We start from the raw sequence: 26,307 nt of genomic DNA, 5'->3' as shown, positions 1-26,307 counted from the left end.
CTCCCCTTACTCCGCGTAGTGCATTGACTGTTCTTTTAACGTTTCTACAAAACTTGTACCTGTTCTATATTGATTCGCTCGTAAAATAAAACTCTTCGCTACTTTAAGACAAATTCGCTCCGCTCTAGCACGTGCTTCCTCATTCTCAATACAAGTAATATCTTTTACTTTCGCTAATCCAACAATACGGCGGATTAATTCAAGACCTGTCACTGCAGCTGTATCCTCTAATACAGATTGTAAATATACTTCGTTAAAGCCTTCTTCCTTCGCCATAATCTCGGTCACATGAATATCCCAACCATCTAAAAACTTCTTCTTAAATAAATCAATTACCTCTACCATCGTAGTTTGTAACCAATCCATATACGTATCTTTCTCAGCTCCAGGTGGCATCGTTGCATCTGCATTCACCCAAGCAAACATTAAATTCGCCATTACATTCCCAACGTCATATCCCATAGGTCCATAAAAAGCAAACTCAGGATCAATAACCTTTGTAGAATCATCTCTTACAAAAACAGAACCAGTATGTAAATCACCATGAAGCAATGCCTGTGCATTCGTCATAAAAGAAAATTTACGTTTCGCTACTTCCATACGAAGCTCTTTATCACTATAAATATGCTCCCTAATCCATCCCTCATTTAAAGGAAATAACTCATTACGCTTATTATGATTTGTAAATGGTTCTGAATATACGAGGTCCTCTGTAATCTCACATAATTCAGGATTTATATAATTCTTCACAAGTTCCTTCTTCTCTTTATGATTCATTACAACATCAGATGTTAATAAAAGTGTATTTACCATAAAAGTAGTTAAGTCGTCAGCAAGCTGCGGAAATATTTGATGATTTATAAGTGCTGTACGTAATATTGTGTGATCCGATAAATCTTCCATTACGCAACAGTTCATCACACTATCAAATAAATACACCTTAGGAACAAGTCCAGGTGCTAACTCATCCTCTAACTGCAAAACATCTGATTCTATGCGAATACGATTCGTCGACAACTTAAACTCATCTGAAATGCGAGCTGTATCCCCAGCTTGCTTTACGATGACAGAGATGTTCTCTTTTTCATCCCAAACGCGGAACACATAATTTAAATTGCCATCACCTATTTCTTTACACTTTAGCCCCTTTGCATGTTCAAACTTAGATAATTTCTCTTTCACATATGCAATCACATCTTTAGCTTCCATTAAAAAATACTTTGTGAACTTAGACATGGTTTCCCCTCCACACCAATTGTAAGCGTTTTCTAAAAGCTATAAAAAATAATAGGTTGAATTTTTTCATCCTATAAATATGTATTCTTCTTTTTGAAAGGTATATCTAGGTTTTATTATATCTCGTTAGCACTTTGAGTCAATATTTCTAACTATCAGCGTAATATACTTCCTAATTATATATTTGAGATGACAAAAATTGTTCAAAAAGATTTCGATTCATTTTATTTTATTTATCGCACAATTCTTTGTAAAATAGAAATAAGCAGTTCCTTTTCAAATATATAACTTCTAAGAAATATTTCCTTCCTAAGAATTTACACTTACACCATATCTCTAACATACACACTACTCTTTCAAACAATCATTGAAAATTTATAAACTTAAAGTTACCTTTCCATTCCCTGTTAGCCTTAATTGAGAATAAATATTAATTAAATCGGTATAAAGTTGGTTTATTCTCTTGACAAAATAACCACTTCTATATGATAATTAATATCGAATTAGAATTATTATAGTTAATTAAAAAATATATTTTATGAGCACACTATTTTTTGATGCTCAAAACCAACATTTAGGAGGAATTTTAATATGTTATTAATCGGCACAGAAGTAAAACCGTTTAAAGCTAATGCTTACCATAATGGAGAATTTATCCAAGTTACTGACGAAAGTTTAAAAGGAAAATGGAGTGTAGTTTGTTTCTACCCAGCTGACTTCACATTCGTTTGCCCAACTGAACTTGAAGACTTACAAAACCAATACGCAACTCTAAAAGACTTAGGCGTTGAAGTATACTCTGTATCTACAGACACTCACTTCACTCACAAAGCATGGCATGATAGCTCAGAAACTATCGGCAAAATCGAGTACATCATGATTGGTGACCCAACTCGCACAATCACTACAAACTTCAACGTTTTAATGGAAGAAGAAGGTCTTGCTGCTCGTGGTACATTCATCATCGATCCAGACGGCGTTATCCAATCTATGGAAATCAATGCTGACGGTATCGGCCGTGACGCAAGCATTCTTGTTAACAAAATTAAAGCTGCTCAATACGTACGTAACAACCCAGGTGAAGTTTGCCCAGCTAAATGGCAAGAGGGTTCTGCAACACTTAAACCAAGCCTTGACCTTGTAGGCAAAATCTAAGGAGTTCGATCAAAATGATACTAGATGCAGATATAAAAACACAACTATCCCAATACCTTCAATTAATGGAGAACGATATTTTACTTAAGGTAAGCGCAGGAGACGATAACGTATCTAAAGATATGTTAGCTCTAGTAGACGAATTAGCTACTATGTCATCTAAGATTACAGTAGAAAAAGTTGAATTAGAGAGAACACCAAGCTTTAGCGTAAACCGCCCTGGTGAAGACACTGGTGTCGTATTCGCTGGTATTCCATTAGGACACGAATTTACATCATTAGTGTTAGCTTTACTACAAGTAAGTGGACGCGCTCCAAAAGTTGAACAAAAATTAATCGATCAAATTAAAAACATTCAAGGCGAATATCATTTTGAATCTTATATCAGCCTAAGTTGTCATAACTGTCCTGATGTTGTACAAGCTCTTAACGTAATGAGCGTTCTTAACTCTGGTATTACACATACTATGATTGATGGCGCTGCATTCAAAGAGGAAGTAGAAAGCAAAGACATCATGGCAGTACCAACTGTTTACCTAAACGGCGAATCTTTCGGAAGCGGTCGTATGACACTTGAAGAAATTTTAGCTAAAATGGGTAACGGTCCAGATGCATCAGAGCTTTCTGATAAAGATCCATACGATGTTCTTGTTGTTGGTGGGGGCCCTGCTGGTGCAAGTGCAGCAATTTACGCAGCACGTAAAGGCATCCGCACTGGTATCGTTGCTGAGCGCTTCGGTGGTCAAGTAATGGATACTATGGGCATTGAGAACTTCATCAGCGTAAAAAAGACTGAAGGTCCTAAGCTAGTAGCAAGCCTTGAAGAGCACGTAAAAGAATACGACATCGATGTAATGAATCTACAACGTGCGAAACGTTTAGAGAAAAAAGAACTTATTGAAGTGGAACTTGAAAACGGCGCTATTCTGAAAAGTAAGAGCGTAATCGTTTCTACAGGTGCTCGCTGGCGTAATGTTGGCGTACCAGGTGAAGCTGAGTTCAAAAATAAAGGTGTAGCATATTGCCCACACTGTGACGGTCCATTATTCACTGGAAAAGACGTAGCAGTTATCGGCGGAGGTAACTCTGGTATTGAAGCAGCTATCGACTTAGCAGGTATTGTTAAGCACGTAACTGTTCTTGAATTCATGCCAGAATTAAAAGCTGATGCTGTATTACAAGAGCGTCTTAACAGCTTACCAAACGTAACTGTTCTGAAAAACGTTCAAACGAAAGAAATCACTGGTACTGATAAAGTAAACGGTATTTCTTACATCGATCGTGAAACTGAAGAAGTTCATCACGTTGAATTACAAGGTGTATTCGTACAAATCGGTCTTGTGCCAAACACAGACTGGTTAGGCGAAACAGTTGAACGCGTTCGCGGTGAAATCGTAACAGACAAGCACGGCGCTACAAACGTACCAGGAGTGTTTGCTGCAGGTGACTGTACAAATAATCCGTACAAACAAATCATCATCTCTATGGGTTCAGGTGCAAACGCAGCTTTAGGTGCATTTGATTACTTAATCCGTAACTAATAAAAAAAGACGCGCTACCTATTGGTAGCGCGTCTTTTTTATTATATTTCATGTAAATAGTTATCAAGTTCCTTCCAACTCATTACTGTATAAGGTGTTCCTACATTCAATACTACTTTTACATTTTCTGCTACTACTTGCATTCTCTTAGTTGGATTATCTCTTTTACCTGAAGGATAAATAGCAAGTTTCATCATTTCTTTCTTTCCATCTTCATAAATCCTTTTCTTTAAACCGAATTGGTCAATTTGTTCCTTTGAAAGAACTTCTTTGCCTTCCCAGTCACATATTTCAAATAGAGGATACCGATCTCCGTGCCATTCCTCAATAATCTCAATGACTTTAAGAATAATATAACTCCCTGATACTAATTCATAACTAACAGCATCACCTGCTTTTAAAGAAGTATTAGCTATAAATCTCTTCGGCACTTTTTTAGCTTCTGGCTGCGGAGAATGTAACTGTTCTCTTAGTTTATTTAAAACTGCTTCACGTTTCTTCTGTAATTTAGGTTCTTCTTCCCAGCGGGCTAAATCTGCACCACTCTCTATTATTTGCAATGCTTTTTGCTTAACATTCTCTTGGAGTCTCCCTAACTTCCATTGTATAGAAGAAAATACCAACCAAAAAACAATAGTCTCTTCATCATCTAATTCATTCTTGTATTCCTCAATTACAATCCTACTTGCTTCCTCATTTGAATATTCATTTGCTAACAAATCCTTATACAGTAACTTAATATCTTCAGCAATATCGTCTGATAATATTGCTACTCCCCAAGCACCCATACATTAACACTCCAATCTATACACTAAAAACCTCTCATTCCCATTCTTCTCATAAGCCCCAGGCAACCTTACTTCTTTCTTCAGCTCAAACGCAGTCTGATTTTCTAAGAAGAAAATATAGTCCTCAGAAGGATAATATAAAATAATATCCACTTCTCTCCCCGTTTCTTCTACTGAAAACAAAATGTTATTTACTACATTCATAAACACTTGTACAGAAAATGGATTAAAGAAATAAAACCGGTTATCACATGGATCAATCTCATATTCCTGTGCTAAACAGCATTCAAATCGAATTTTGTCTTTACTGTTTCTTACCTTTCGGGCATAACGATTAAGATTATCCATCGCTTCTTTATAAAACTCTTCATTCATTTCAATTCCAACCGCTGAAGCACTACACTTATGGTGCATATAAAAGTTTAACCGCCCTTTTCCGCACCCAAAGTCTACAATTCGGTCGCTACTTCGTATTTCATATTGATTCAATAACTCATCTAACCCGCTATACGGTGTCGGTTCATAGCGATGATAATGCATAGACTTGTTAAAACCTTTTTGCTCACCGACTGTTTTTATATGTAAAACTGCATCGTAATATTGTTCGTTCATTCGTTTTCTCCTATTAAAAAATGGTACTTATTATTATACACCATGTACTGGAGGCTCATTTTTCATCAAATTAATAGGTACGTGAAATTATATTAACGATTTTCTTAATATATCTATCGTAACTTCAAATATATCAACGATTTTCTCAATATATCTATCATAACTCAAAATATATCAACGGTTTTTCAAATATATCGATTTGCCGACAATTCACGACAAAAAAACAGGAGCTCTCTAGCCCCTGTCTTCTAACACTTTCAATACAGTTTGTTTCAATATTTCTACCCCATCCATAATACAACTATGATCAAACCTCATATACGGATGGTGTAATCCAGGTTGTAGGTCCGCTCCTAGTCCAAGCATGACAGCTTTTAAATGTGGTCTTTTCACTGTATAGTAATGGAAATCATCGCTTCCTGTCGTATAGAGAGGCCCTGTGCATCTCTCTTCCCCATACACTTCGAGAATACCTTTACGCATAAAGCGCTCTGCTTCTTCGGAAACCTCTGCTCCTGGTGCAAGATCCATCCATTCGTATGAAGTTTTTGATCCCATCGATGCAGCTGATTCTATTACATGCTCAATCTTTTTCTTTAATTCTTCTAATAGTATATTACTCTCTGCTCTTACATCTAAACTGAAATGACCATTTCCCGGAATAATATTTAAATTATCACCACCAGCTTGGCATCTCGTCATTTTTACTGAATAAGAACTTTGCGGTGGCAGCCAAATATTTTTCAAACCGATATTAATCATGGAAATGACATCAATTGCATTCACACCTTGATGTGGTCTTGCCCCGTGTGCATCCTCCCCATGAATCATACCCTCTAAAAATCCTGCTGCTCCATGACGAATAGATGGGGCTGCTTGTTTCAAAGATAGTTCTTCAATTGGTCTTAGATGGACGCCAAATAAGAAATCAGCATCATCTACCGCACCTTTCTCCACCATCTTCAAAGCACCATTCCCCTTCTCTTCTGCTGGCTGAAAAATAAATCTAACCGTACCACTTTTCCATCTCATATTTTTCAATTGTAAAATAAGTCCCATTACAATGGTCATATGAGCATCATGGCCACATGAATGGTTCGCTTTAAATTCTCCATTTACTTCTTGCCAAAGTGCATCCATATCAGCACGAATCGCAATAACTGGATTCCCGCCTCCAATCTCAGCAATTACACCTGGACAATCATCAAATGTTCTATATGAAATTCCTTCTTCTTTTAAAAAGTCAGTAATATACGCTGTCGTTTCATATTCTTTCCAACTTACTTCAGGGTTTTCGTGTAAATGCTGAAAAATCTCCGTTAAGCGCTCTTGTAGTTCTAATGTTTTCAACGTTCCAGTCTCCTTCCCACATTACAAACGATTCGGGTTAATTATACTTATGAAAAACAGATGTTTTTATGAACATATTGAATTTTAAGAAAAAAGTCAATTATTTATTTTTAAATACTTAAAAAGCTTACTCTGCACTTATATTACAAACTAAACAAACAACTAGAACATTCCTTATTTTCTGTTTTTTATGTTGACGCTTACATAAACTTTTAGTTATCATAACCTAATAAACGTCTATTTTACGACAATTCTAAAAATACAAACAAACATACGTAACAAGGAGGAACTTTATGAAAAAAGAAATACCTTTTGGAATAGCGATTATCCCTATTATCATTACCGTTGCAGTTATGATGGTTACAATTGTTGTATTAAAACAAACCCCTCACGTTCCACTTATTATTGGTACAACCGTTGCTTCTATTGTCGCTTGGCGTTACGGTTACAAATGGAATGATCTTGAAGAAGCAATGTATAAAGGGATTCGTCTTGCATTACCCGCTATCGTCATTATTATTCTTGTTGGCTTAACAATTGGTGCTTGGATTGGCGGTGGAATCGTCGCAACGATGATTTATTACGGTTTAAAACTTTTAACTCCATCACTATTTTTAGTTTCCATTACCGTCATTTGTTCTATCGTTGCATTAGCAATTGGTAGCTCTTGGTCTACAATGGGGACAATTGGTGTTGCTGGAATGGGAATTGGCCTAAGTATGGGAATCCCAGCTCCAATGGTTGCTGGTGCCATTATTTCAGGCTCTTATTTTGGCGATAAAATGTCACCGCTTTCAGACACAACTAACTTAGCCGCAGGATTAACAAATACAGATTTATTCGCACACATTCGTCATATGTTATTTACTACAGTTCCAGGTTTAATTATTACTCTTATCGTCTACGCGGTCTTAGGAAGAAGCTTCGGCGCTAACAATATTGATGCGAAGAGCATCGATCAAACGTTACAAGTATTGCAACAAAACTTTGTTATCTCACCTTTCCTACTCATTATACCCGTAGTCGTTATGGTATTGGTCGCAAAAAAAGTTCCTGCTATACCAGCGATTCTCGTCGGTATTATTTTAGGATTTTTATCACAAGTCTTTATTCAAGGTGGTTCTGTCTCAGCATCTGTCGGTGCACTCCAAGCTGGATTTGTTATAGACACTGGAAACAAGCTAGTAGACGAACTATTTAACCGCGGTGGCTTAGATTCGATGATGAATACAGTCTCTATGACAATTGTCGCTATGACTTTCGGAGGAGTATTAGAACATACAGGTATTCTTCGCTCAATTGTAAATCAAATTTTAAAGTTAGCGAAATCAGCAAAAGGGCTTATCGCTTCTACTATCGCATCTTGTTTTGCAACAAACCTTACTTGCTCTGAACAATATATTTCAATTGTTGTCCCTTCAAGAATGTACGCAAATGCATACACAGAAAAAGGACTACATTCAAAAAACTTATCCAGAGCATTAGAAGATGGCGGAACATTAACTTCTGTCTTCGTTCCTTGGAATACGTGCGGTGTATTTATTCTCGCTACACTTGGCGTAGGTGCATTTGAATATGCCCCTTATGCTATTTTGAATTTCATCGTACCTATTATCTCAATCATTTATGGTATAACAGGCTTCACAATTGTAAAACTATCAGACATTGAAAAAGCAGAACTACTAAAGAAACAAAAAGCTCAACTAGAAGCTTAAAAATAGCGGTAAATTCAGTTCATATAGTGCGCGAGGTCGCCCTTGTTGATAGGGCATTTCCTCGCCGCAAATATGAGCATACCCGTAATCAACTAATTTCTTTAACAACCTTTCTGTCGATCTTCGAGTCACTTGTAAGTACTCAGAAAGATCAGCTGCTGTAAACTTCAATGACGGATGCGATTGACTAAATTGAATGATTTTTGACAAGTTGGCCGGACTAAGCTTCGTTTCCTTCGCTATTTTCATTAGTTCCGGATTATCATTTTTCAAACTTTGTACTCTCTGTTTTTTCGGGAACGGACCAAACAAATCTTTATCACTTGTTAGTATATAAAAACAACGATCTATTGGATTATTCTTTGCAAAACTTTGAGCAATTTTTGCATTTTGCTCCGCCTCTTTCACGGTTTTCCCATAACCAAATCCAATAGCTATCGTTCCTTCTACGCTCGCAAACAAGTTATCTATCGCATTTGTTTTAATAATTGATTCGATATCACCACGAGTTGTATACAAAATGCATGTCATTTCATCCACTTGTTTAAATGAACCACGTAGTTCTTTTGAAATGACATCTAGTTTTTCAAGCAAACTCGCTCGTAATTCTAAGGAAGAAATAATACAAGCACCAACAGTAGCTGAATAGCTTTTTGCTAACTCAGCTTTTATTTTTGCATCTTTTAGCCCATGTATAATGGACTGTGTTGGATCAATCATACGCTCTGAAGGAACACCTATTTTTTGAAGCTCATCGTAAACAGCGTGAATACTAGTTAAAGCTAAATGAGCCTCTCCAGATTGATATTTAGCTACATGAAAATCGATAACTCTATTTATTTCATCTTTACTCCACAGCATATTTTCATAATCCAACACTTGCGGGCTTTCTTTTATACCAATATCATGGAACACATTTGTAATAAACGAGCGGTCTACTAAATCGATGGAAATGTTATGTGGTTGAATACTTTGATGATACATGATAGAAAGAATTGAAGATGCGACAGTTGTCTCGTCTTGCTGTAAGTATGTACTTGGAATTCGTAATTGTTCTCTTATTTCTTTTGCCATATAATAAGGTAAAGCACCTGAGAAAAAGATGACATCACAAGGCTTTAGACACTTTAATAATTCAGAAGATTCCGCCGGATGAAGGTAAATATATGGATCAATTTCTATTCCTTCTAATTTTTGAGCAATAGGAAAAAGGTTCTCCATAAACTCCTTTGAACCGACAACTGCAATTTTTATCATCATTTTCTCTAACTCCTTATCATTAATTAACGACTATTTAACGTCAACTATATCAAATGTACAAAACTATTGTAAACAGGAAGGGGTTTCTATTCAATGAAAATTACAGCTATTCATCTTTACGCAATTCGTTTACCGCTTCGCAATCCGTTTGTTATTAGTTATGGCTCTTATTCTGATATGCCCTCTATTATCGTCAAAATGGAAACAGATGAAGGTATTATCGGTTACGGTGAAGGCGTTGCTGATGATCACGTCACAGGTGAATCATGGGAAAGTACTTTCCATACTTTAAAACATACGCTAACCCCTGCTCTAATCGGGAAAAATCCAATGAATATCGAAAAAATACACGACATGATGGACAATACAATTTACGGTGTTCCAACAGCGAAAGCCGCAATTGATATTGCTTGTTTTGATATAATGGGCAAAAAACTAAATCAACCTGTATATCAATTAATTGGCGGGCGCTACCATGAAGAATTCCCTATCACTCACGTTTTAAGTATTGCCGATCCTGAAGATATGGCTGAAGAAGCTGCTTCTATGATTCAAAAAGGTTACCAATCTTTCAAAATGAAAGTTGGTACGAATGTAAAAGAAGATGTGAAACGTATTGAAGCTGTACGAGAACGTGTAGGAAATGACATCGCTATTCGCGTTGATGTAAACCAAGGCTGGAAAAATAGCGCAAACACATTAACAGCACTGCGTTCATTAGGACATTTAAACATTGACTGGATTGAACAACCTGTTATCGCGGACGATATTGATGCCATGGCTCATATCCGTTCTAAGACGGACCTCCCGCTTATGATTGATGAAGGACTAAAAAGTTCTCGTGAAATGCGCCAAATTATTAAATTAGAAGCTGCTGATAAAGTAAATATAAAACTAATGAAATGCGGTGGCATACATCCAGCTGTAAAGCTCGCTCATCAAGCTGAAATGGCCGGCATTGAATGCCAAGTGGGATCAATGGTCGAATCATCTGTTGCCTCTTCCGCAGGATTCCATGTCGCTTTCTCAAAGAAAATCATTACGAGCGTAGAGCTAACAGGACCATTAAAATTCACGAAAGACATTGGAAACTTACATTACGATGTACCATTCATTCGCCTAAACGAAAAGCCCGGACTCGGCATTGAAATAAACGAAGATACACTACAAGAACTAACCGTCTTTCAAGACGTTGTACGCTAAAGGAGGACTATCATATGACAGTTCTATACAAAGGAACATTAAAACAAAATAACGAATCATTTCACGTTACATTACTATCACTAGAGCACATCGAACAAATTTTATCACTACAAAACATCGTAATTGAAGCACTAGAAGATAAAAGTCGTTTACAACCACTCTCACAAGAAGAATTTCAATACATTCTAGAAGGAAACGGCATGATGATCGGTGCTTTTATCGAAAACAAACTCATCGCATTTCGCGCTCTACTCGTCCCTCCTATCGACGATGAACATTTAGGGCTTGATATTGGTCTATCAGAAAGTGAACTGCACCGCGTCATCTATCAAGAAATCTCAAACGTTCATCCGAACTGCCGAGGAAATGGGATGCAAAAAATATTAGCGAAAGTCATTATGGAAGAATTGCAAAAAGAAGACAGCAAATATGATTACGTATGCTGCACCGTTGCTCCTTTTAACATTCCGAGCTTGAAGGATAAATTTGCGCAAGGAATGGAGATTGCTGCGCTGAAGGAAAAGTATGGTGGTAGTCTGCGGTATGTTTTTGTGAAGAAATTGCGCGGAGATAAAGAAAGCGATTTGACGGATGTTCAAAGTATTCTAATGAGTGATGCTAGTGGACAGCAGGCTTTGCTTTTGGAGGGGTATCGTGGGTATGAGATGGCGAAAGTGGATGGGGATTTTGTTGTGAAGTTTGGACGATAATCTATATACTCGAAAAAAGGAGATGTCTGCTGTGACCTCTCCTTTTACTTTCTCTTCATTGAACATATCGATTGCAACTCCAAATATATCAGCGGTTTTCGAAATATATCGGCGCAACTCCAAATATATCAGCGATTTTCGAAATATATCGGCGCAACTTCAAATATATCAGCGATTTTCGAAATATATCGACTTACCGACAAAGATTGACAATAATTGCAACCTATACAAAGCGCAACATTAAACCGTCATCTTCCAACTAGATAAAGCTAACCAGTTCTCCATTTCCTTATAATCGGGCATGATTTTCCCGACAAGACGCCAAAACGATCGATCATGATTTAAATGAACCATATGACACATTTCATGAACAACTACATAGTCAATTACTCGCTGTGGTGCCATTGCTAGCTTCCAATTGAATGTTAGTTGTAAATTCGAATCGCAAGTACCCCAAGTACGACTACTATCTTTAATACGAATAGAACGTGGTTTTGTTTTGAAATTACTTTGATGCGCTTTAATGCTTTTCTCTACTAAAGCTTTACACTGCTTATAATAAAATCGTTTTAAAGCTTGCTGTATTTTCTCATCCTTTAGCTCTTTTACATAAATATGTAACTTATCCCCTTCAAAAATCGCATTGTCTTGCTCAATGCTTACATCTTGGGAAATCTGTATCGGATACGTATTCCCTAAATACAAAAAGCCTTCTCCTTGATCGTAATCCTTTTCCTGTGGTCCACGCGCTCGCTCCGCCATTTCCTTACGAGTTGTCTGAATCCAATCCCACTTTTCCTCTAGCAACTGGACTAAGTATTCAACAGGTGTCCCTTTCGGAGCCTGTACTTCCACATTTCCGTATGAATCTACAAAAAGACGCACGGACTTTTTCTTCTTATAAGTTATATGAAAATTAATTGTCTCACCTAAATATGTATGTATCATTTCATCACCTAGCATAGTATTTTTACAAATAAAAAAGAGTAGGATACAAACGTCCTACTCTACCTATTATATCATTTACTGCTTTAGCAAGCTTATCACCCTCTATACCTTACACCCTTTATCACCTAATAAAAAACGAGAACTGCTAATTAAGTTCTCATTTTTATACAAATTCTATTCTTCTCTTTGCGACCTAAATTGTTAAAACTAAATTTTTATCATTTATTTAAGTCTTCACTCATCTCTTCTATTAATATATCTAATATTTCTGATGCCATCATCATTGAGTACCATACATCATTAGACAGTTTTCCATTTGATCCATAATTCTCCACCATTTCTCCCCCTTCAGATGCAATCCAATCTAGTCCTTTCTTCCTAAAGTCGCTCGGATATTTTTCATAATCAATCAAATCTTTTCTATAAGATATTACATTTATAATATCCTTTACATACATTTTTATTTTAGGATTTGAGACTAAATTGAGATTATTTAAATACAAATTCAATTTTGAGTATATCTCCATCCACTGATACTTAGAGTGAAATTCGAATATTTTATCCTCTAAAACCCTTATACTACTATCTGTATCGATTTGTCTTGATAAAGACCCAATAACCAAAAGTTCTTGAATTAATAAATCATCTTTTTGGTTTATTTTATCTAAAAAAGAGGTGTAAATGGATTTTTTCACTTCATAATCCCTTTTCACAGTTTCTTGTTCCAATTGCCTATTTAAAATCATATAATTTCCTGCAAAGGAAATCCCCCCTGTAATCAAAGCTGTTACAATTATAGTTAAATAATCAGTCTTATTCTTTTTTTGATTATTATTTATTTTATTAGTCTTATTTCTATTTTTCCCCATTTTTTCTCCTTCTTCACAATACATTCCGGTCAATATAAAATATATTCTTTTTTTACACTAATACACTCATTATATAAATAAAAAAGCATTATAAAAAAATTTATACCCCCTAAATTCTACCTTGCTCCCCATGTTAAATTGGATTTCCTTTATGATTATATTTTTTCAATAACTAAATTAATAATTTCATCTATTTTAGTATCCTTAATATACATATCCTCCGTCGTATTTAAATACATCTATATTCCGCTCATAATGGATTCAGTATCAATCAAAACATTTAACGCATTCTCATTAATACTAAAGTTTTTTGTTATAAACTCTATTAAATTACATTTTATTTTCTCTTTAATACTTACCAAGTCACCTACTCCTCTACCAATTAATCGTCAAAACTTATTATAACAGGAGGCTTCTACAAAACATTAGATGTTTCATATAATTTAAACAATAACATCTTATTCGTTTCCCCCTATGATTAGTTGCAATAAGAAAAATCCCAATTCCCTTTTATGCGCATGTCTTATTTTCACTAAATATTTATTAAAAATTACATGGACTCATGCCTAGACTATAATTAATACTACAAATCGATACTCTATACCATTTATTCCAACTTATATTGAGTTTTTCCTTATCTGTTCTTCCATACAAAGGTACAGTACAAACTCCTTGTCTCTTTCGGAGCAATAAATGATAAAATAAAAATTGTATATATATAGAGGAGGAACAATAATATGGGAAAAATAATAACATTTATTAACATGAAAGGAGGCGTAGGTAAAACTACACTTGCCGTTAATGTAGGATACACCATGGCCAAAATGTACAAATTAAAGGTCTTATTAATTGATATGGATCCACAAATGAATGCAACTCAATACACATTAAATGACGAACAAGTTAGATCTATTCTTACTAAACCCACAAATTCAATATTTGGAATCTTATCTCCACAATTAGATTTACCAGGGGTCATTAAGGGTGGGAAAGAAGAAGAACCTGAGTTTATTTATCCAATTTATGAGAATTTTGATATTATCCCTTCTCATTTACAACTAATGAGTTTAAATCTAAATGAAAGGCCGTTAAGATTAAAACAATTTATTAGGGAGAGAAAGCTCAATGAAATATATGATGTTATTATCCTAGACTGTCCTCCAACAATCTCAGGGTATACTAAGTTATCCCTATTAAGTTCCGATGGATATATCGTGCCCATGAAAACAGATTATTTATCGTTTTTCGGCTTACCATTATTAGAAAATTACATTCGTAGTTTAAAGGATGATTTTGAACAAGATCTTGAATTTTTAGGTATTACCCTTACAATGGTTAAATCTAATTGGAATATTTATGAAGATGTAAAGGCGTTAATAAAGAAAGATGTTAAGTGGAAACGAAAACTGTTTAGTTCTGAATTAAAAGCACGAACATTGATAGAAAAAGCCCTTTCACCTGAAAACAAAAAAAATGGAAAAACATATATAATTGACTTAGGAGACGAAGAGACTACCAAACAAATGATAGCTATTACGCAAGAATTCATGAGAAAGGCGAGGGTTTAAAATGAGAGAAGAGACAAAAAGTGTTATTTATATGGCCTTAGACATACTGGATTCAATTAACTCTTCATCCTCCGACCAAGGTCATCATTTCATTAAAGTTGACAACAAAATACTAGATGATGTCAGAGATGAATTATTCCAATTATTAGCTGGTTCCGTAATAGAAAAAAATGAAATGCAAATTTCCCCTGACAAAAAAGAGAAGAAAAACGAAAGAGAAGAACTAATAGGTTTGCTACCATTAGTTTTAATTGATAAAACAAAGTTTCCATCAAATAACGATATTATTAAACTCGCTGAATTTTCATTAAACATTCAAGGACTAAGCAAAAGAAAAAGAAGTCGAAATGAACTAATAGGCATTATTGTCAGCGAAATAGCCCAAAAAGAAAACAACGAATTAGATTTATTCTTAAAATTGTGGAGAAAATTCATGAAAAATAATACAATTAATAAGTTTGATTATAATAGCTCTCTATCAAATGATAAGTTAACTATCAAAAACACTTATTCTAACGACAACTCTATTGATAACAAAGAAAGTAATTTTGTTGATGTTTGGTTAGAGTTTTTCAAGTTTCATAAGGAGCGATAAATCATGTTAGCAGATGATCACATTATTCAGCAACGGGAACAACTTAATAAGCATTTGGAAAAAACATATAACCTTAATACTGAAAATCTAACTTATTATAATAACTTTTCTTCCTCTATACTGAAGAGTATTGTATCCTTCAAGCTATGGAATAGAGTATTAGATAGAAGTAATTCAATCTCCGATGGTCCATCACAGTATTTGAAAGAAACGATATCCAATATTAATCAAGTTTTAATTTTAGGTGTTTTAGGTTTTAAGAGCCCTTCATACTCAATGATTAGAAGGTCGTTAGAAAACATCATTAGTTTTATTTATTTCAAGGACCATCCAATTGAATTCGCAAAAAAGAAAACGGACCCTGAATATAAAAACTTATCTGTAAAAGAAATGGGAGACTACATTAAGCAATATCCCTATAGTTATTACTATGATACCACGCAAATAAATTTAATTAATAACTTTACCTCTCAAATTATGGGACTATGGAAAAGTGAATATCAAGAACTTTCGAAGTTTGTTCACGGTTCTAATGATAAATATTTTGATTTGAATAGCTTTGTAGAAGAAATCCTTCCTCATAGCGATACATTAAAAAAAATAGAAAATCATATATTGACATTTAGTAGCATTGTTAACACTTTAAATATTATATTTTTCTCTAGCTTGTACGCAAATGAATTTTCAGAAGAAGAAAAACAAGTTATAAGACGCGCAATTACTCAAGATGGATATAAAAGAAACATTCAAGAAATTTTTGGAGAAATATAAGAATACCATAAAATAGTTAATTAATATTCTTTATTCAGCAGCAACCCTATTTATATCAATACTGATTATGAATAGAGTTGTCAAAAATCACCTTTCAAAAACTAAAATATGCGGAGAAATTAAATGCTTTCCACATATTTTAGTTTTTTCATTTGTATTTTATCTAAAATGAATACTTTTTTAGAATTTATATAATTTTTTTCACTGTATTAAACTAAAAATGATCCAATACTTATTTTTAACCTCTATACTTTACACCTAATCCCTTAATGAAATTCCTTGCGTATCTATCGCCGCACTCTTTGTAATTTTTATGGCCTTTTTTTCTTAATAGAGCGCCTAACTCTCCTTTTGTTACCGTAACGCCTACGCTATCTAATATATCAAGTACATCCTCACTCGTTAAAGATAGTGCGATTTTCATTTTTTTTAGAAGAAGGTTATTGGCACTCTCCTTGCTCTGTACAGGTGCAGGCTGCCCTGGTTTCGGATCTTGCTTTCCTCTTTTTAAAGTAATAAATCCATTTAAAAATGCCTCTAACATCATCATATCGCATGTTTTTACGTACTCATCTTCAGCTACCTCATCATTTTCAGCTTCATGCTGAGGAGCTCTCTTTATTTTTGTAAGCATATCAACTACGTCTTCTTTCGTTACTTCCATCCCGCCAAGTTTAAAGATTTCCACCATATCTATATCTCTTATATCTAAAGCGTATCGTACTCTTTTTAATATATCGTTGTTGCTCATTGCCATTGGGTTTCCCTCCTGAAATGTTGATTATTTATTCAGCGGTTAAAGTTTATGCTATAACCTGCTTTAAATTATCATGTTTAATCTAACCTTTTAGTTATTGTCCGCTAAATTAATACTTTAACATTTTAAAGATATGTTTTATAGTCTTACCCGAACTTTTCTCTATCATTGTATCTACAGAGCTCTTACATGTTTTTTATATGCCTATAAAAAGATTTCTCTCTTAACATTAACTAAAAGAAAAAAACAGTGTTTTGATTTCTCAAATACACTGTTCTTTTCCAGCTCTGCACTTATTTTCAACTCACTCATGTCATGCACTACATATGAAATGATTTAAGTGCTTAAAAGTTAAACCGTCTCACTATCCTGAGCCTCACCAACACTATCCTCAAACTTATCCAACAAAGCACGCACCTCATCCGTCGACTTCGTACTCATCAATTGATTTCTCAATTCAGCAGCTCCTGGGAAGCCTTTTACATAAATTTTAAAGAAGCGATGAAGTCCTGTGATTGAGCGTGGCAGTACTTCTGCATATTGATCTTGTAAATCAAGTTGTAGTCTTAAAAGATCTAGATGTTCTTTACTGCTATGTTCCCTTGGCTCTTTTTCAAACGCAAATGGATTTTTGAAGATGCCTCGTCCGATCATTACGCCATCAATGCCGTATTTTTCAGCAAGTTCCAGCCCCATTTTACGATCAAGGATGTCTCCATTGATTGTTATTAACGTATTTGGTGCAATGCGGTCACGTAATTTTTTTATTTCCGGAATTAGTTCCCAATGCGCATCTACTTGGCTCATTTCTTCTCTTGTGCGTAAATGAATAGAAAGGTTCGCAATATCTTGTTTGAAGATGTGCGTTAACCAATCTTCCCACTCGCTTAACTCTTTAAAGCCAAGTCTTGTTTTTACGCTGACAGGTAGTCCGCCCGCTTTTGCTGCTTGAATAAGTTCTGCTGCAACGTCTGGACGTAGAATAAGGCCACTACCTTTCCCTCTTGATGCTACATTCGGTACTGGGCAACCCATATTAATATCGATGCCTTTAAATCCTAGTTCTGCCATACCGATACTCATTTGACGGAAGTATTCGGGATTGTCTCCCCAAATATGTGCTACCATCGGTTGTTCGTCTTCTGTAAAAATTAAACGGCCACGTACACTTTTCATACCTTCTGGATGGCAATAGCTATCCGAGTTTGTAAACTCTGTGAAGAATACGTCCGGACGACCTGCTTCACTTACTACGTGACGGAAAACAACGTCTGTCACATCTTCCATTGGTGCAAGTACGAAAAATGGTCGTGGTAATTCACGCCAAAAATTATCTATCATTTCAAATTCAAATCCTCTCACTATGAATACAATTTCAAAATCTAAATTTATAATTTGTGAAAATCAGCAATATTTATTTTAACTAAAATCGCTTATGAATGGTATTTTTGTAAACCAAAAAGCAGGTGGTATAGATTTTTTCTATATCAACTGCTTTCCTATTATACTAACTTAAGCCAAGCCACACACTCCACATGAGTCGTATGCGGGAACATATCAACAGGTTGTACTTCCTGTGTTTTATATCCGCCTTCTTCTAGTACTTTTAAATCACGTGCTAATGTTGCTGGGTTACATGATACGTATACGACACGGTTTGGCCTCATGTCGATGATTGTGTTTAGTAATGCTTCGTCACAGCCTTTACGCGGTGGGTCTACGACCATTGTGTCAGCAATTACGCCTTCTTTGTACCATTTTGGAATGACTACTTCTGCCTCTCCTACGCCAAATTCAGCGTTTGTCATGTTGTTTAGTGCTGCATTTCGGTTTGCGTCTTCAATTGCTTCTGGGACGATTTCAACGCCGTACACTTTTTTCGCTTTTTGCGCTAGGAATAACGAGATTGATCCGATTCCGCAATAGGCATCAATTACTGTTTCGTTACCGTTTAATTTTGCGTACTCTAACGTTTTATCGTATAGCACTTTCGTTTGTTCTGGGTTTACTTGATAGAATGAACGTGCTGAAATCGCAAATTTAATGTCACCGATAAAGTCATAAATATATTCTGATCCGTACAGTACTGTCGTTTTATCTCCGAAGATTACATTCGTACGCTTCGTATTTACGTTTTGAACAATGGATTTTACTTCTGGGAATTTCGCTGCAATTTCTTCAATGATTGCGTTTTTGTTCGGCAATTCTGCTGTACGTGTAATGAAAACAAGCATAATTTCCCCTGTTACTTGTCCGTAACGAGCCATTACGTGACGAAGTGTTCCTTTGTTACGCTCTTCGTTGTACGCAGTGATACCGTGCTTTTCACAAATACGTTTTACTTCTTGAATTAATGTATCGTTTTCTTCTGCCTGAATTAAGCATGATTCCATATTAATGATGTCATGCGTTCCTTGGCGATAGAAACCAGCTACAAGTCCGCCTTCACGTTCTCCGATTGGTACTTGTGCTTTATTGCGATATACCCACGGATTTTCCATGCCAAGTACAGGATGAACAGGAACATCACCTAGTCCTCCGATACGTTGCATAACGTCACGTACTTGTTTTTCTTTCGCTTGTAATTGTCCTTCATAAGTTAAGTGCTGAAGCTGACAACCGCCGCACTGATTATATACTGGACATTCAGCATCTTTACGATATGGACTTTCTGTATGAAGCTTCATTAAACGACCAAATGCGAAGTTTTTCTTCACTTTAATAATTTTAATTTGCGCTTCTTCACCTGGTAATCCGTTTTTAACGAAAATAGGATAGCCCTTTACTTTCGCAACACCGGCACCATCATGTGTTAAATCTTCAAATACTACATCTATAAACTCGTTTTTCTCAACTGGTGGCGTCATTTTAGTACTCATTTTCCGACCTCTCTTTTTCATAACACTGCGTTACATTTTATCATACTTATATGGTCTTTTTCTATTGGAAGAAAAAAAGCTATTGACGATAGTTCTCTGTTAATGTTACGCTACTACTAATTTAATACGGACGATGTTACCTCATATATACTTGATAATATGGATCGAGAGTTTCTACCCGGCAACCTTAAATTGCTGGACTATGGGGAAAACTAATGAATATTAGCCTATGCGCAAAAAAGGACTCATATTGATTAGCTTTCTCTCATAGATGAAAGTGAATCCATATGGGTCTTTTTTTATTTTTATTTTTCTAAAAGGTCAGACATCTTACGTATGACATAAAACCTCATTCCTTTATTTTTAGTAATATAACGAGCGTTTTATGTACAAACTTTATACGAACTTCTGAAAGGGGCAACTACATGCAATATGTAATGAGCATTATCGGTATTCTTGCCGTGTTAGGTTTATGTTTTGCTTTGTCAAACAACAAAAGTAAAATCAACTTCCGTGCAATTGCAATTATGATTGGTTTCCAAATTTTAATCGGTTGGTTTATGTTTGCTACAAAGATTGGTCAACAAATCATTATTTTCATTAGTAAGGTTTTCAACAAACTAATTAAACTTGGTACGACAGGTGTCGATTTTCTCTTTAATGGAATTCAAAGAGATTTTGTCTTTTTCTTAAACGTATTATTAATTATCGTATTTTTCTCAGCACTACTTTCAATCTTTAGTTATTTAGGTGTTTTACCATTCATCGTTCGCGTTGTCGGCGGTGCAATTTCAAAAATTACTGGTTTACCACGCGTTGAGTCATTCCATGCAGTAAACTCTGTATTCTTCGGTTCAAGTGAAGCGTTAATCGTTATTAAAAACGATTTACAGCATTTCAATAAAAACCGTATGTTTATCATTTGTTGTTCTGCGATGAGCTCCGTTTCTGCTTCTGTTACAGCATCATACGTAATGATGTTAGATGCAAAATACGTACTAGCAGCTCTTCCGCTAAATTTATTCTCAAGCTTAATCGTTTGTTCGTTATTAACACCAGTTGATACGAAGAAAGAAGATGAAGTGATTCAAAAATTTGATAGAACGCTATTCGGGGACAGCTTTATCGGTGCAATGATTAACGGTGCGCTTGATGGTTTAAAAGTAGCTGGTATCGTTGCCGCATTAATGATCGCCTTTATCGGTGTGATGGAAGTTGTAAACTACGTAATTAGTGCAGCTTCAGGCGCAATGGGACATGCTGTTACTTTACAACAAATCTTCGGTTACGTACTTTCTCCATTCGCATTCTTAATGGGTATTCCAACTCAAGATATTATCCCAGCTGGTGGTATTATGGGTACGAAGATTGTTTTAAATGAGTTTGTAGCAATCCTTGATTTAAAAGACACAGCTACAACATTAGCTCCACGTACAGTTGGAATCGTTACAGTATTCTTAATTAGCTTCGCAAGTATTAGCCAAATTGGTGCAATCGTTGGTACAATCCGTGCCCTTTCTGAAAAACAAGGAAGCGTTGTTTCTAAATTTGGTTGGAAAATGCTATTTGCATCAACACTTGCTTCTATTTTATCTGCGACAATCGCTGGATTGTTTATTTAATAAAAAATCACCTTTGCTTAGACAGCAAGGTGATTTTTTTATTATCATCATTTAAGAAACTGAAGAAAACTCTAATGCCTCTTCCTTATTAATAATTTCCCCCTTATATTTACCTTTCACGGAAATATCAATAATTGATTTATTTTCTGCTTCAATTTTCCCTAAAGAAAATATATATATTAAGTCATCTTTTTTTAACATCCATTGTTTTCCGTGCCAAGGACCAGTTAACTTCTGTTCTGGTGACGCTAGTATTTCTCCAAAATATTCACATTCGCCTAGAGATGTTTTTACTGTATTCTTCTTCGTATCAATAACTACATATTTAAGGAGCTTTATACTTTCACTTGAAAAAATCTCTACTTCATGATCATTTTTTTTCTTAAATTTCAGCTTTCCATCTTTTGTATTAACCAATTTACTTTGATCAATTGCATTTAGTACAAACTCATACTCTTCTTTTGTAACACCGAAATTAGGATGATATGGAAAACTTTTTTTCTCTGCATGTTCTTCTACATATTTTAAATACCATTCCATATTACTTGCTAGATGCTCTCTCATTCTTTGACCAATACTCCCTACCTTTTTAAGAGTATCTGGTTCCATCTCAAGTGTCATAATATCCGCCGTCACTTCCGCATTCATAAGATGCGGTGGAATATACTCTTCCACACTATTCACTTTACTCACTTCACTTTGGCAACCAACTATAAATAGTGATATGAAAAAGATATATATTATTTTTTTATATTTCATTTCTATTCTCCACTCCATATATTATTCTTACTTAGTTTTATAGCGGTTTTCATTATAGTATAAAATCTATATATTTTAATAAAATACATATCCTTATGCAAAATTGCATATTAATATGTATTCTTCTTACTTTAAAATTAGCTTAAATAACTTTCCAAATTATACAAATAACAAGTTTAAAATGTTATAATTTTCAAAAAACCATTGGAGGATATTATGAAAGCTCACGCAATTTTTGATTTCTTACATTTACTAGTCTTAACACTGAAAAGCTATTATGTATGGGGAATGCCTATCTATGTCTTCATTATTCCTCTTATCTTTGTAGTCGGTTATATTATTATTAATTCTAATAAGAAACAAAAAAATACATCTATTCAAAGTCACTAAACTATTACATTAATAGCCTCCTAAAAATCATATTCCCCTCATTTTCTTCAAATGATATGATGAACAAGGGTATATCCCCACCACTCTTATAGCGGTGGGGATTTTAATATCAATATGCAACATACTACACAATAGAAGGTGATTTTTATGAGAAAATACGCAGCAATTGCTTTATGTACGTCTGCCATTCTAGCAGGCTGTAATACTAACAATGTAAGTCCAGAACCTAAAAAAGAGAAAACGGCTCAAGGGATTAAGAAACAAGGAGAGACTGTGCAAGAACAAGGTAAAATCTCATATAATTCAGTTACACACGAATCTACAAACACAAGTATTCATATTACAGACATAAAAGATTCTTTAAATGAAGTACAATATAAAATTTGGCGCACAGCTGATGGCAAGGAAAGTGCTAAATCTTTTTCTTCTAAAGAAAAAGAGAAACAATTCACACTTCCTTTTGATATAAAGGAATTTGAAGGAAAACGCGGTGAGTTCCAAATTGAAGCAACAGGAATGAAAGAAGATGGGAAAACAATCCCGCTTACGAAATCTACTATTACTTTCGAACAAAAGGTTCCTGTTCTTATGTATCACGCAATTGATGATTATCATGGTCAAGGCATTAAAGACTTATTCGTATCACCAGCTAACTTTGAAGCACAAATGAAACATTTAAAGGACAATGGTTATACGCTTTTAACGTTTGAACGCTGGGGCGATATAAATAAAGTAAATAAACCGATTTTCGTTACATTTGATGACGGTATGAAAAATAATATGAATGCATTTCGCATTTTACAAAAGCTAAAAGATGATACTTTTAAACCGGCAGCAACAGAATATATGATTGTTGATAACGTTGATGTAGAAGGAGCATTGTCTACTTCTGAAATAAAAGAAATGGTTGATTCCGGCATTTTCTCGGTGCAATCTCATACTGCAACACATGCAGACTTACCGAAAATTACAAACTATGAGGAAGAGTTAAAAGGTTCAAAAGAAAAGCTAGAAAAAATAACAGGTAAGCCTGTTATCGCGATTGCTTATCCATTCGGTCATGTAGATGATAAGGTTGTTGCAGAAACGAAGAAGTATTATCAATTTGCGACGACGACAAAGCCTGGGCAATTCATTACGAAGGGTGAACCTGATGAATTGTTAAAGATGAAGCGCGTTCGTATACACCATACAACGACTGTAGAGCAGTTTGCTTCTTCAATTAAGTAAATATAAGGGCTCAACACATTTTGAGCTCTCTTTTTACTTTATATTTATATATATTTTTAGAATTTTCTTGTATTATATATAGTAAGAAATCTTTCAAATTAAAGGAGATTATACATATGTCATTTGAACAAACGTTAGAGAAATATGCTGCTCTTGCAGTTAATGTTGGTGTTAATATTCAACCTGGACAAACTTTATCAATTAGTGCACCTCTTGAAGCTGTACAATTTGTACGCCTCGTTACAGAAAAAGCATATAAATCTGGTGCAAAACACGTATATGTAGATTGGAATGATGAGACGTTAACACGCTTAAAATTCGATCTAGCTCCTGAAGAAGCTTTCGCTGAATTTCCATCTTGGAAAGCACATGCTCGTGAAGAATTAGCAAAAGAAGGCGCTGCATTTATGTCTATCTATGCAGAAAACCCTGATTTATTAAAAGGTGTAGAACCATCGCGTATCGCAACAGCTCATAAAGTAGCTGGAGAAGCAATGAAAGTATACCGTGATTACGTACAAGCAGATAAAGTAAGCTGGTGTGTCATTTCTGTTCCTACGAAAGAATGGGCTGCGAAAGTATTCCCTGACGTAGCGCCAGAAGAACAAGAAGCAAAGTTATGGGATGCTATTTTCAAAGCTACTCGTGCTGATTTAGAAAACCCTGTAGAAGCATGGAAAGAACATGATGAAACATTACATACAAAAGTGGATTACTTAAACGAAAAGCATTATAAAGCTCTTCACTATACAGGTCCTGGAACAGATTTAACAATCGAACTTCCAGAAAAACATGTATGGGCTGGTGCTGGTAGCTTAAATGAAAAGAACGTACCATTTATGGCTAATATTCCAACTGAAGAAGTATTTACAATGCCACTTAAAACAGGTGTAAACGGCCAAGTTTCTAGTACAAAACCGTTAGTATTTGCAGGTAATATTATCGATAATTTCACGTTAACATTTGAAAACGGACGTATCGTAGACTATAAAGCTGAAGCTGGTGAAGAAGCTTTAAAACATTTAGTAGAAACAGATGAAGGTTCTCACTTCTTAGGGGAAGTAGCTTTAGTACCTCATGACTCACCAATTTCAAACACAAATGTTTTATTCTACAATACACTATTTGACGAAAATGCATCTTGCCACCTTGCGATTGGAAATGCTTACGCATTTAACTTAGTTGGCGGAAAAACAATGTCTAAAGAAGAACTTGCTGAAAACGGCGCAAACGCTAGTATTACACACAACGACTTCATGATTGGATCAGCTGAGCTTGATATTGACGGTATTACTGCTGATGGCAGACATGAGCCTATCTTCCGTAAAGGTAACTGGGCGTTTTAAATTTATTACCATAAAGAAACACATTGGATAATCCAATGTGTTTCTTTATTTATTTGGTTTCAATTCAAATTTTATTGTTCTATTTTCATGCGTAAACTCTGGTCTATACGTAGCGATATACGTATTTTCTTTCGCTACGTCAAATAGCATGATATCTTGAATTTTTTCTTCTGGTGCTAACTTTTTACTAATAAAGCTATCAGGGTTATTATATTCTTTAAATCTTGTACCTTTCTTATCGGTAATCTCAAATTCATAAAATGCAAAAGGCATTTCCTTTTCACTATTATTTTCCACTTTGAAAATAATCCCCAAAATCTCCTCTTTCTTTTTATCCTCATCATAATTTGGATATCCTAATTTAACTGAATCGATAGTTACTTGCAAACCATCTACGTCTACCGTCTCCCCTATTTTATACACTTTATCTTGAACATCTTCTTGTTTACTTTCATTACTATCTTTAGTCTCAGTGCAAGCACTTAAACTAAAAGCTATGCCAGAAATCAAAAAAATTCGACTCACCTTTTTTAACATACTATTTCCCCCACATAAGACAATATTTCATATGTATCATAACAAAATGCTTTACGCTTTCTTGTCATATTTTGTCGTATTAATTGCTAACTGCACAAATAGAAAAAAGCTATCTTCTACAAAAGATAGCTTTCATGATGCCGATGAAACCTTAAGCCCAATGACACCCAAAACAATAAAAAGAATACAAAATGCTTGAAATAAACTAATATGCTCTTTAAAAAAGTAAACACTAATGATTGTAATAAGTAATGTTCCAACGCCAGACCAAATAGCATAAGCAATGCTTAAATGAATCTTTTTAACGACGATAGCAAATACGCTAAAACAAATACCATAGAATACGAAAATTAGTACACTCGGAACGAGCTTTGTTAAACCATTTGATAGTTTCATCGCAATTGTTCCAGCTACTTCAAAAATAATTGTAACAAGTAATAATAGCCAATATACCATACTAAAATCT

25 protein-coding genes and 1 riboswitch are annotated in these 26,307 nt (G+C 34.9%); of the genes, 12 read left to right on the top strand and 13 right to left on the bottom strand.

What is annotated here, in order from left to right; genetic code table 11:
- Positions 1–6 precede the first annotated feature (6 nt).
- On the bottom strand, positions 7–1,236 hold the full coding sequence (gene mtnK / locus ACK1U5_RS24460) for an S-methyl-5-thioribose kinase (RefSeq protein WP_044584083.1): 1,230 nt from the start codon (positions 1,234–1,236) through the stop codon (positions 7–9).
- Positions 1,237–1,827: 591 nt separating this feature from the next.
- Here mtnK and ahpC point away from each other — a divergent pair.
- On the top strand, positions 1,828–2,391 hold the full coding sequence (ahpC, locus tag ACK1U5_RS24455) for an alkyl hydroperoxide reductase subunit C (RefSeq protein ID WP_000924420.1): 564 nt from the start codon (positions 1,828–1,830) through the stop codon (positions 2,389–2,391).
- A gap of 14 nt (positions 2,392–2,405) precedes the next feature.
- Positions 2,406–3,932 (top strand): alkyl hydroperoxide reductase subunit F, encoded by a 1,527-nt coding sequence (ahpF, locus tag ACK1U5_RS24450; RefSeq protein WP_050964617.1) that lies wholly within the window; start codon positions 2,406–2,408, stop codon positions 3,930–3,932.
- Positions 3,933–3,973: 41 nt separating this feature from the next.
- Here ahpF and ACK1U5_RS24445 read toward each other — a convergent pair whose 3' ends face one another.
- From ACK1U5_RS24445 to ACK1U5_RS24435, 3 genes are all read right to left on the bottom strand, one after another.
- On the bottom strand, positions 3,974–4,720 hold the full coding sequence (locus ACK1U5_RS24445; protein WP_113710822.1) for a hypothetical protein: 747 nt from the start codon (positions 4,718–4,720) through the stop codon (positions 3,974–3,976).
- A 3-nt stretch (positions 4,721–4,723) separates the two neighbouring features.
- A complete protein-coding gene (locus tag ACK1U5_RS24440; RefSeq protein WP_057528186.1) occupies positions 4,724–5,332 on the bottom strand; it encodes an SAM-dependent methyltransferase in 609 nt (202 codons plus the stop codon).
- A gap of 234 nt (positions 5,333–5,566) precedes the next feature.
- Positions 5,567–6,682 carry a M20 peptidase aminoacylase family protein gene (locus ACK1U5_RS24435; RefSeq protein ID WP_000853516.1) on the bottom strand — a complete coding sequence of 372 codons (1,116 nt, stop codon included), beginning with the start codon at positions 6,680–6,682 and terminating at the stop codon, positions 5,567–5,569.
- Positions 6,683–6,975: 293 nt separating this feature from the next.
- On the opposite strand from ACK1U5_RS24435, the gene nhaC reads away from it, so the two are divergent.
- Positions 6,976–8,397 carry a Na+/H+ antiporter NhaC gene (gene nhaC, locus ACK1U5_RS24430; protein ID WP_000711525.1) on the top strand — a complete coding sequence of 474 codons (1,422 nt, stop codon included), beginning with the start codon at positions 6,976–6,978 and terminating at the stop codon, positions 8,395–8,397.
- On the opposite strand, the gene ACK1U5_RS24425 is transcribed toward nhaC, so the two are convergent.
- The gene (locus ACK1U5_RS24425) at positions 8,386–9,657 is read right to left on the bottom strand and encodes a hypothetical protein (protein WP_000972807.1); all 1,272 of its coding nucleotides are present in this window, start codon (positions 9,655–9,657) and stop codon (positions 8,386–8,388) included. The two genes, nhaC and ACK1U5_RS24425, sit on opposite strands and share 12 nt — an antisense overlap.
- 93 nt (positions 9,658–9,750) lie before the next feature.
- On the opposite strand from ACK1U5_RS24425, the gene ACK1U5_RS24420 reads away from it, so the two are divergent.
- The gene (locus ACK1U5_RS24420; protein WP_050964627.1) at positions 9,751–10,860 is read left to right on the top strand and encodes a mandelate racemase/muconate lactonizing enzyme family protein; all 1,110 of its coding nucleotides are present in this window, start codon (positions 9,751–9,753) and stop codon (positions 10,858–10,860) included.
- 14 nt (positions 10,861–10,874) lie between these two features.
- Positions 10,875–11,570: a hypothetical protein gene (locus ACK1U5_RS24415; RefSeq protein WP_000217576.1), complete on the top strand. Its 696-nt coding sequence runs from the start codon at positions 10,875–10,877 to the stop codon at positions 11,568–11,570.
- Between the two features lie 240 nt (positions 11,571–11,810).
- On the opposite strand, the gene ACK1U5_RS24410 is transcribed toward ACK1U5_RS24415, so the two are convergent.
- Complete coding sequence (locus ACK1U5_RS24410; RefSeq protein WP_000582099.1) at positions 11,811–12,518, bottom strand: M48 family metallopeptidase; 708 nt, start codon at positions 12,516–12,518, stop codon at positions 11,811–11,813.
- Between the two features lie 218 nt (positions 12,519–12,736).
- The gene (locus ACK1U5_RS24405; protein WP_069604959.1) at positions 12,737–13,387 is read right to left on the bottom strand and encodes a hypothetical protein; all 651 of its coding nucleotides are present in this window, start codon (positions 13,385–13,387) and stop codon (positions 12,737–12,739) included.
- Between the two features lie 737 nt (positions 13,388–14,124).
- Here ACK1U5_RS24405 and ACK1U5_RS24400 point away from each other — a divergent pair.
- Genes ACK1U5_RS24400 through ACK1U5_RS24390 form a run of 3 tightly spaced genes read left to right on the top strand, consistent with a single transcriptional unit; the run spans position 14,125 to position 16,321 of the window.
- On the top strand, positions 14,125–14,955 hold the full coding sequence (locus tag ACK1U5_RS24400; protein ID WP_069604958.1) for a ParA family protein: 831 nt from the start codon (positions 14,125–14,127) through the stop codon (positions 14,953–14,955).
- A 1-nt stretch (position 14,956) separates the two neighbouring features.
- Positions 14,957–15,550, top strand: a complete 594-nt coding sequence (locus ACK1U5_RS24395) for a hypothetical protein (RefSeq protein WP_113710823.1) — start codon at positions 14,957–14,959, stop codon at positions 15,548–15,550.
- A 3-nt stretch (positions 15,551–15,553) separates the two neighbouring features.
- A complete protein-coding gene (locus tag ACK1U5_RS24390; protein ID WP_113710824.1) occupies positions 15,554–16,321 on the top strand; it encodes a hypothetical protein in 768 nt (255 codons plus the stop codon).
- A gap of 238 nt (positions 16,322–16,559) precedes the next feature.
- Here ACK1U5_RS24390 and ACK1U5_RS24385 read toward each other — a convergent pair whose 3' ends face one another.
- From ACK1U5_RS24385 to rlmD, 3 genes are all read right to left on the bottom strand, one after another.
- A complete protein-coding gene (locus tag ACK1U5_RS24385; protein ID WP_053565385.1) occupies positions 16,560–17,078 on the bottom strand; it encodes a YehS family protein in 519 nt (172 codons plus the stop codon).
- Positions 17,079–17,429: 351 nt separating this feature from the next.
- Positions 17,430–18,419, bottom strand: a complete 990-nt coding sequence (locus ACK1U5_RS24380; protein ID WP_000566706.1) for a tRNA dihydrouridine synthase — start codon at positions 18,417–18,419, stop codon at positions 17,430–17,432.
- A gap of 161 nt (positions 18,420–18,580) precedes the next feature.
- Positions 18,581–19,957 carry a 23S rRNA (uracil(1939)-C(5))-methyltransferase RlmD gene (gene rlmD / locus ACK1U5_RS24375; RefSeq protein WP_069604853.1) on the bottom strand — a complete coding sequence of 459 codons (1,377 nt, stop codon included), beginning with the start codon at positions 19,955–19,957 and terminating at the stop codon, positions 18,581–18,583.
- A 121-nt stretch (positions 19,958–20,078) separates the two neighbouring features.
- Positions 20,079–20,180, top strand: a riboswitch (purine riboswitch).
- 202 nt (positions 20,181–20,382) lie between these two features.
- Between rlmD and ACK1U5_RS24370 the strand changes: the two genes are divergently transcribed.
- Positions 20,383–21,579, top strand: a complete 1,197-nt coding sequence (locus ACK1U5_RS24370) for a NupC/NupG family nucleoside CNT transporter (RefSeq protein ID WP_069604852.1) — start codon at positions 20,383–20,385, stop codon at positions 21,577–21,579.
- Positions 21,580–21,630: 51 nt separating this feature from the next.
- Here the strand turns inward: ACK1U5_RS24370 and ACK1U5_RS24365 are convergent, their stop codons facing one another.
- The gene (locus ACK1U5_RS24365) at positions 21,631–22,338 is read right to left on the bottom strand and encodes a hypothetical protein (RefSeq protein ID WP_069604851.1); all 708 of its coding nucleotides are present in this window, start codon (positions 22,336–22,338) and stop codon (positions 21,631–21,633) included.
- Between the two features lie 216 nt (positions 22,339–22,554).
- Here ACK1U5_RS24365 and ACK1U5_RS24360 point away from each other — a divergent pair, with 216 nt between their 5' ends.
- From ACK1U5_RS24360 to ACK1U5_RS24350, 3 genes are all read left to right on the top strand, one after another.
- Positions 22,555–22,728: a hypothetical protein gene (locus ACK1U5_RS24360; protein WP_000643592.1), complete on the top strand. Its 174-nt coding sequence runs from the start codon at positions 22,555–22,557 to the stop codon at positions 22,726–22,728.
- Between the two features lie 147 nt (positions 22,729–22,875).
- On the top strand, positions 22,876–23,958 hold the full coding sequence (locus tag ACK1U5_RS24355) for a polysaccharide deacetylase family protein (protein WP_001233715.1): 1,083 nt from the start codon (positions 22,876–22,878) through the stop codon (positions 23,956–23,958).
- 116 nt (positions 23,959–24,074) lie between these two features.
- Positions 24,075–25,304: an aminopeptidase gene (locus ACK1U5_RS24350; RefSeq protein ID WP_000007357.1), complete on the top strand. Its 1,230-nt coding sequence runs from the start codon at positions 24,075–24,077 to the stop codon at positions 25,302–25,304.
- A 45-nt stretch (positions 25,305–25,349) separates the two neighbouring features.
- Here the strand turns inward: ACK1U5_RS24350 and ACK1U5_RS24345 are convergent, their stop codons facing one another.
- Positions 25,350–25,841, bottom strand: a complete 492-nt coding sequence (locus tag ACK1U5_RS24345; RefSeq protein WP_000915112.1) for a DUF4352 domain-containing protein — start codon at positions 25,839–25,841, stop codon at positions 25,350–25,352.
- A gap of 132 nt (positions 25,842–25,973) precedes the next feature.
- Positions 25,974–26,297 carry a DMT family transporter gene (locus tag ACK1U5_RS24340; protein ID WP_000263262.1) on the bottom strand — a complete coding sequence of 108 codons (324 nt, stop codon included), beginning with the start codon at positions 26,295–26,297 and terminating at the stop codon, positions 25,974–25,976.
- Positions 26,298–26,307: the final 10 nt, after the last annotated feature.

The organism is Bacillus sp. XB1 (assembly GCF_053557995.1).
Note: the sequence above shows the minus strand (reverse complement) of the source record. Positions and strands in the feature narration are given on the sequence as shown.

Excerpts from the sequence above, each read along its gene's own strand:
- ACK1U5_RS24340 (WP_000263262.1), bottom strand. The coding sequence starts at position 26,297 with ATGGTATATTGGCTATTATTACTTGTTACAATTATTTTTGAAGTAGCT.
- ACK1U5_RS24415 (WP_000217576.1), top strand. The coding sequence starts at position 10,875 with ATGACAGTTCTATACAAAGGAACATTAAAACAAAATAACGAATCATTT.
- ACK1U5_RS24425 (WP_000972807.1), bottom strand. The coding sequence starts at position 9,657 with ATGATGATAAAAATTGCAGTTGTCGGTTCAAAGGAGTTTATGGAGAAC.
- ACK1U5_RS24355 (WP_001233715.1), top strand. The coding sequence starts at position 22,876 with ATGAGAAAATACGCAGCAATTGCTTTATGTACGTCTGCCATTCTAGCA.
- ACK1U5_RS24380 (WP_000566706.1), bottom strand. The coding sequence starts at position 18,419 with ATGATAGATAATTTTTGGCGTGAATTACCACGACCATTTTTCGTACTT.
- ACK1U5_RS24350 (WP_000007357.1), top strand. The coding sequence starts at position 24,075 with ATGTCATTTGAACAAACGTTAGAGAAATATGCTGCTCTTGCAGTTAAT.
- ACK1U5_RS24360 (WP_000643592.1), top strand. The coding sequence starts at position 22,555 with ATGAAAGCTCACGCAATTTTTGATTTCTTACATTTACTAGTCTTAACA.
- nhaC (WP_000711525.1), top strand. The coding sequence starts at position 6,976 with ATGAAAAAAGAAATACCTTTTGGAATAGCGATTATCCCTATTATCATT.
- ACK1U5_RS24405 (WP_069604959.1), bottom strand. The coding sequence starts at position 13,387 with ATGGGGAAAAATAGAAATAAGACTAATAAAATAAATAATAATCAAAAA.
- ACK1U5_RS24440 (WP_057528186.1), bottom strand. The coding sequence starts at position 5,332 with ATGAACGAACAATATTACGATGCAGTTTTACATATAAAAACAGTCGGT.
- ahpF (WP_050964617.1), top strand. The coding sequence starts at position 2,406 with ATGATACTAGATGCAGATATAAAAACACAACTATCCCAATACCTTCAA.
- ACK1U5_RS24400 (WP_069604958.1), top strand. The coding sequence starts at position 14,125 with ATGGGAAAAATAATAACATTTATTAACATGAAAGGAGGCGTAGGTAAA.
- ACK1U5_RS24370 (WP_069604852.1), top strand. The coding sequence starts at position 20,383 with ATGCAATATGTAATGAGCATTATCGGTATTCTTGCCGTGTTAGGTTTA.
- ACK1U5_RS24395 (WP_113710823.1), top strand. The coding sequence starts at position 14,957 with ATGAGAGAAGAGACAAAAAGTGTTATTTATATGGCCTTAGACATACTG.
- ahpC (WP_000924420.1), top strand. The coding sequence starts at position 1,828 with ATGTTATTAATCGGCACAGAAGTAAAACCGTTTAAAGCTAATGCTTAC.
- ACK1U5_RS24345 (WP_000915112.1), bottom strand. The coding sequence starts at position 25,841 with ATGTTAAAAAAGGTGAGTCGAATTTTTTTGATTTCTGGCATAGCTTTT.
- ACK1U5_RS24420 (WP_050964627.1), top strand. The coding sequence starts at position 9,751 with ATGAAAATTACAGCTATTCATCTTTACGCAATTCGTTTACCGCTTCGC.
- ACK1U5_RS24445 (WP_113710822.1), bottom strand. The coding sequence starts at position 4,720 with ATGGGTGCTTGGGGAGTAGCAATATTATCAGACGATATTGCTGAAGAT.
- ACK1U5_RS24410 (WP_000582099.1), bottom strand. The coding sequence starts at position 12,518 with ATGATACATACATATTTAGGTGAGACAATTAATTTTCATATAACTTAT.
- ACK1U5_RS24385 (WP_053565385.1), bottom strand. The coding sequence starts at position 17,078 with ATGGCAATGAGCAACAACGATATATTAAAAAGAGTACGATACGCTTTA.
- mtnK (WP_044584083.1), bottom strand. The coding sequence starts at position 1,236 with ATGTCTAAGTTCACAAAGTATTTTTTAATGGAAGCTAAAGATGTGATT.
- ACK1U5_RS24390 (WP_113710824.1), top strand. The coding sequence starts at position 15,554 with ATGTTAGCAGATGATCACATTATTCAGCAACGGGAACAACTTAATAAG.
- rlmD (WP_069604853.1), bottom strand. The coding sequence starts at position 19,957 with ATGAGTACTAAAATGACGCCACCAGTTGAGAAAAACGAGTTTATAGAT.
- ACK1U5_RS24365 (WP_069604851.1), bottom strand. The coding sequence starts at position 22,338 with ATGAAATATAAAAAAATAATATATATCTTTTTCATATCACTATTTATA.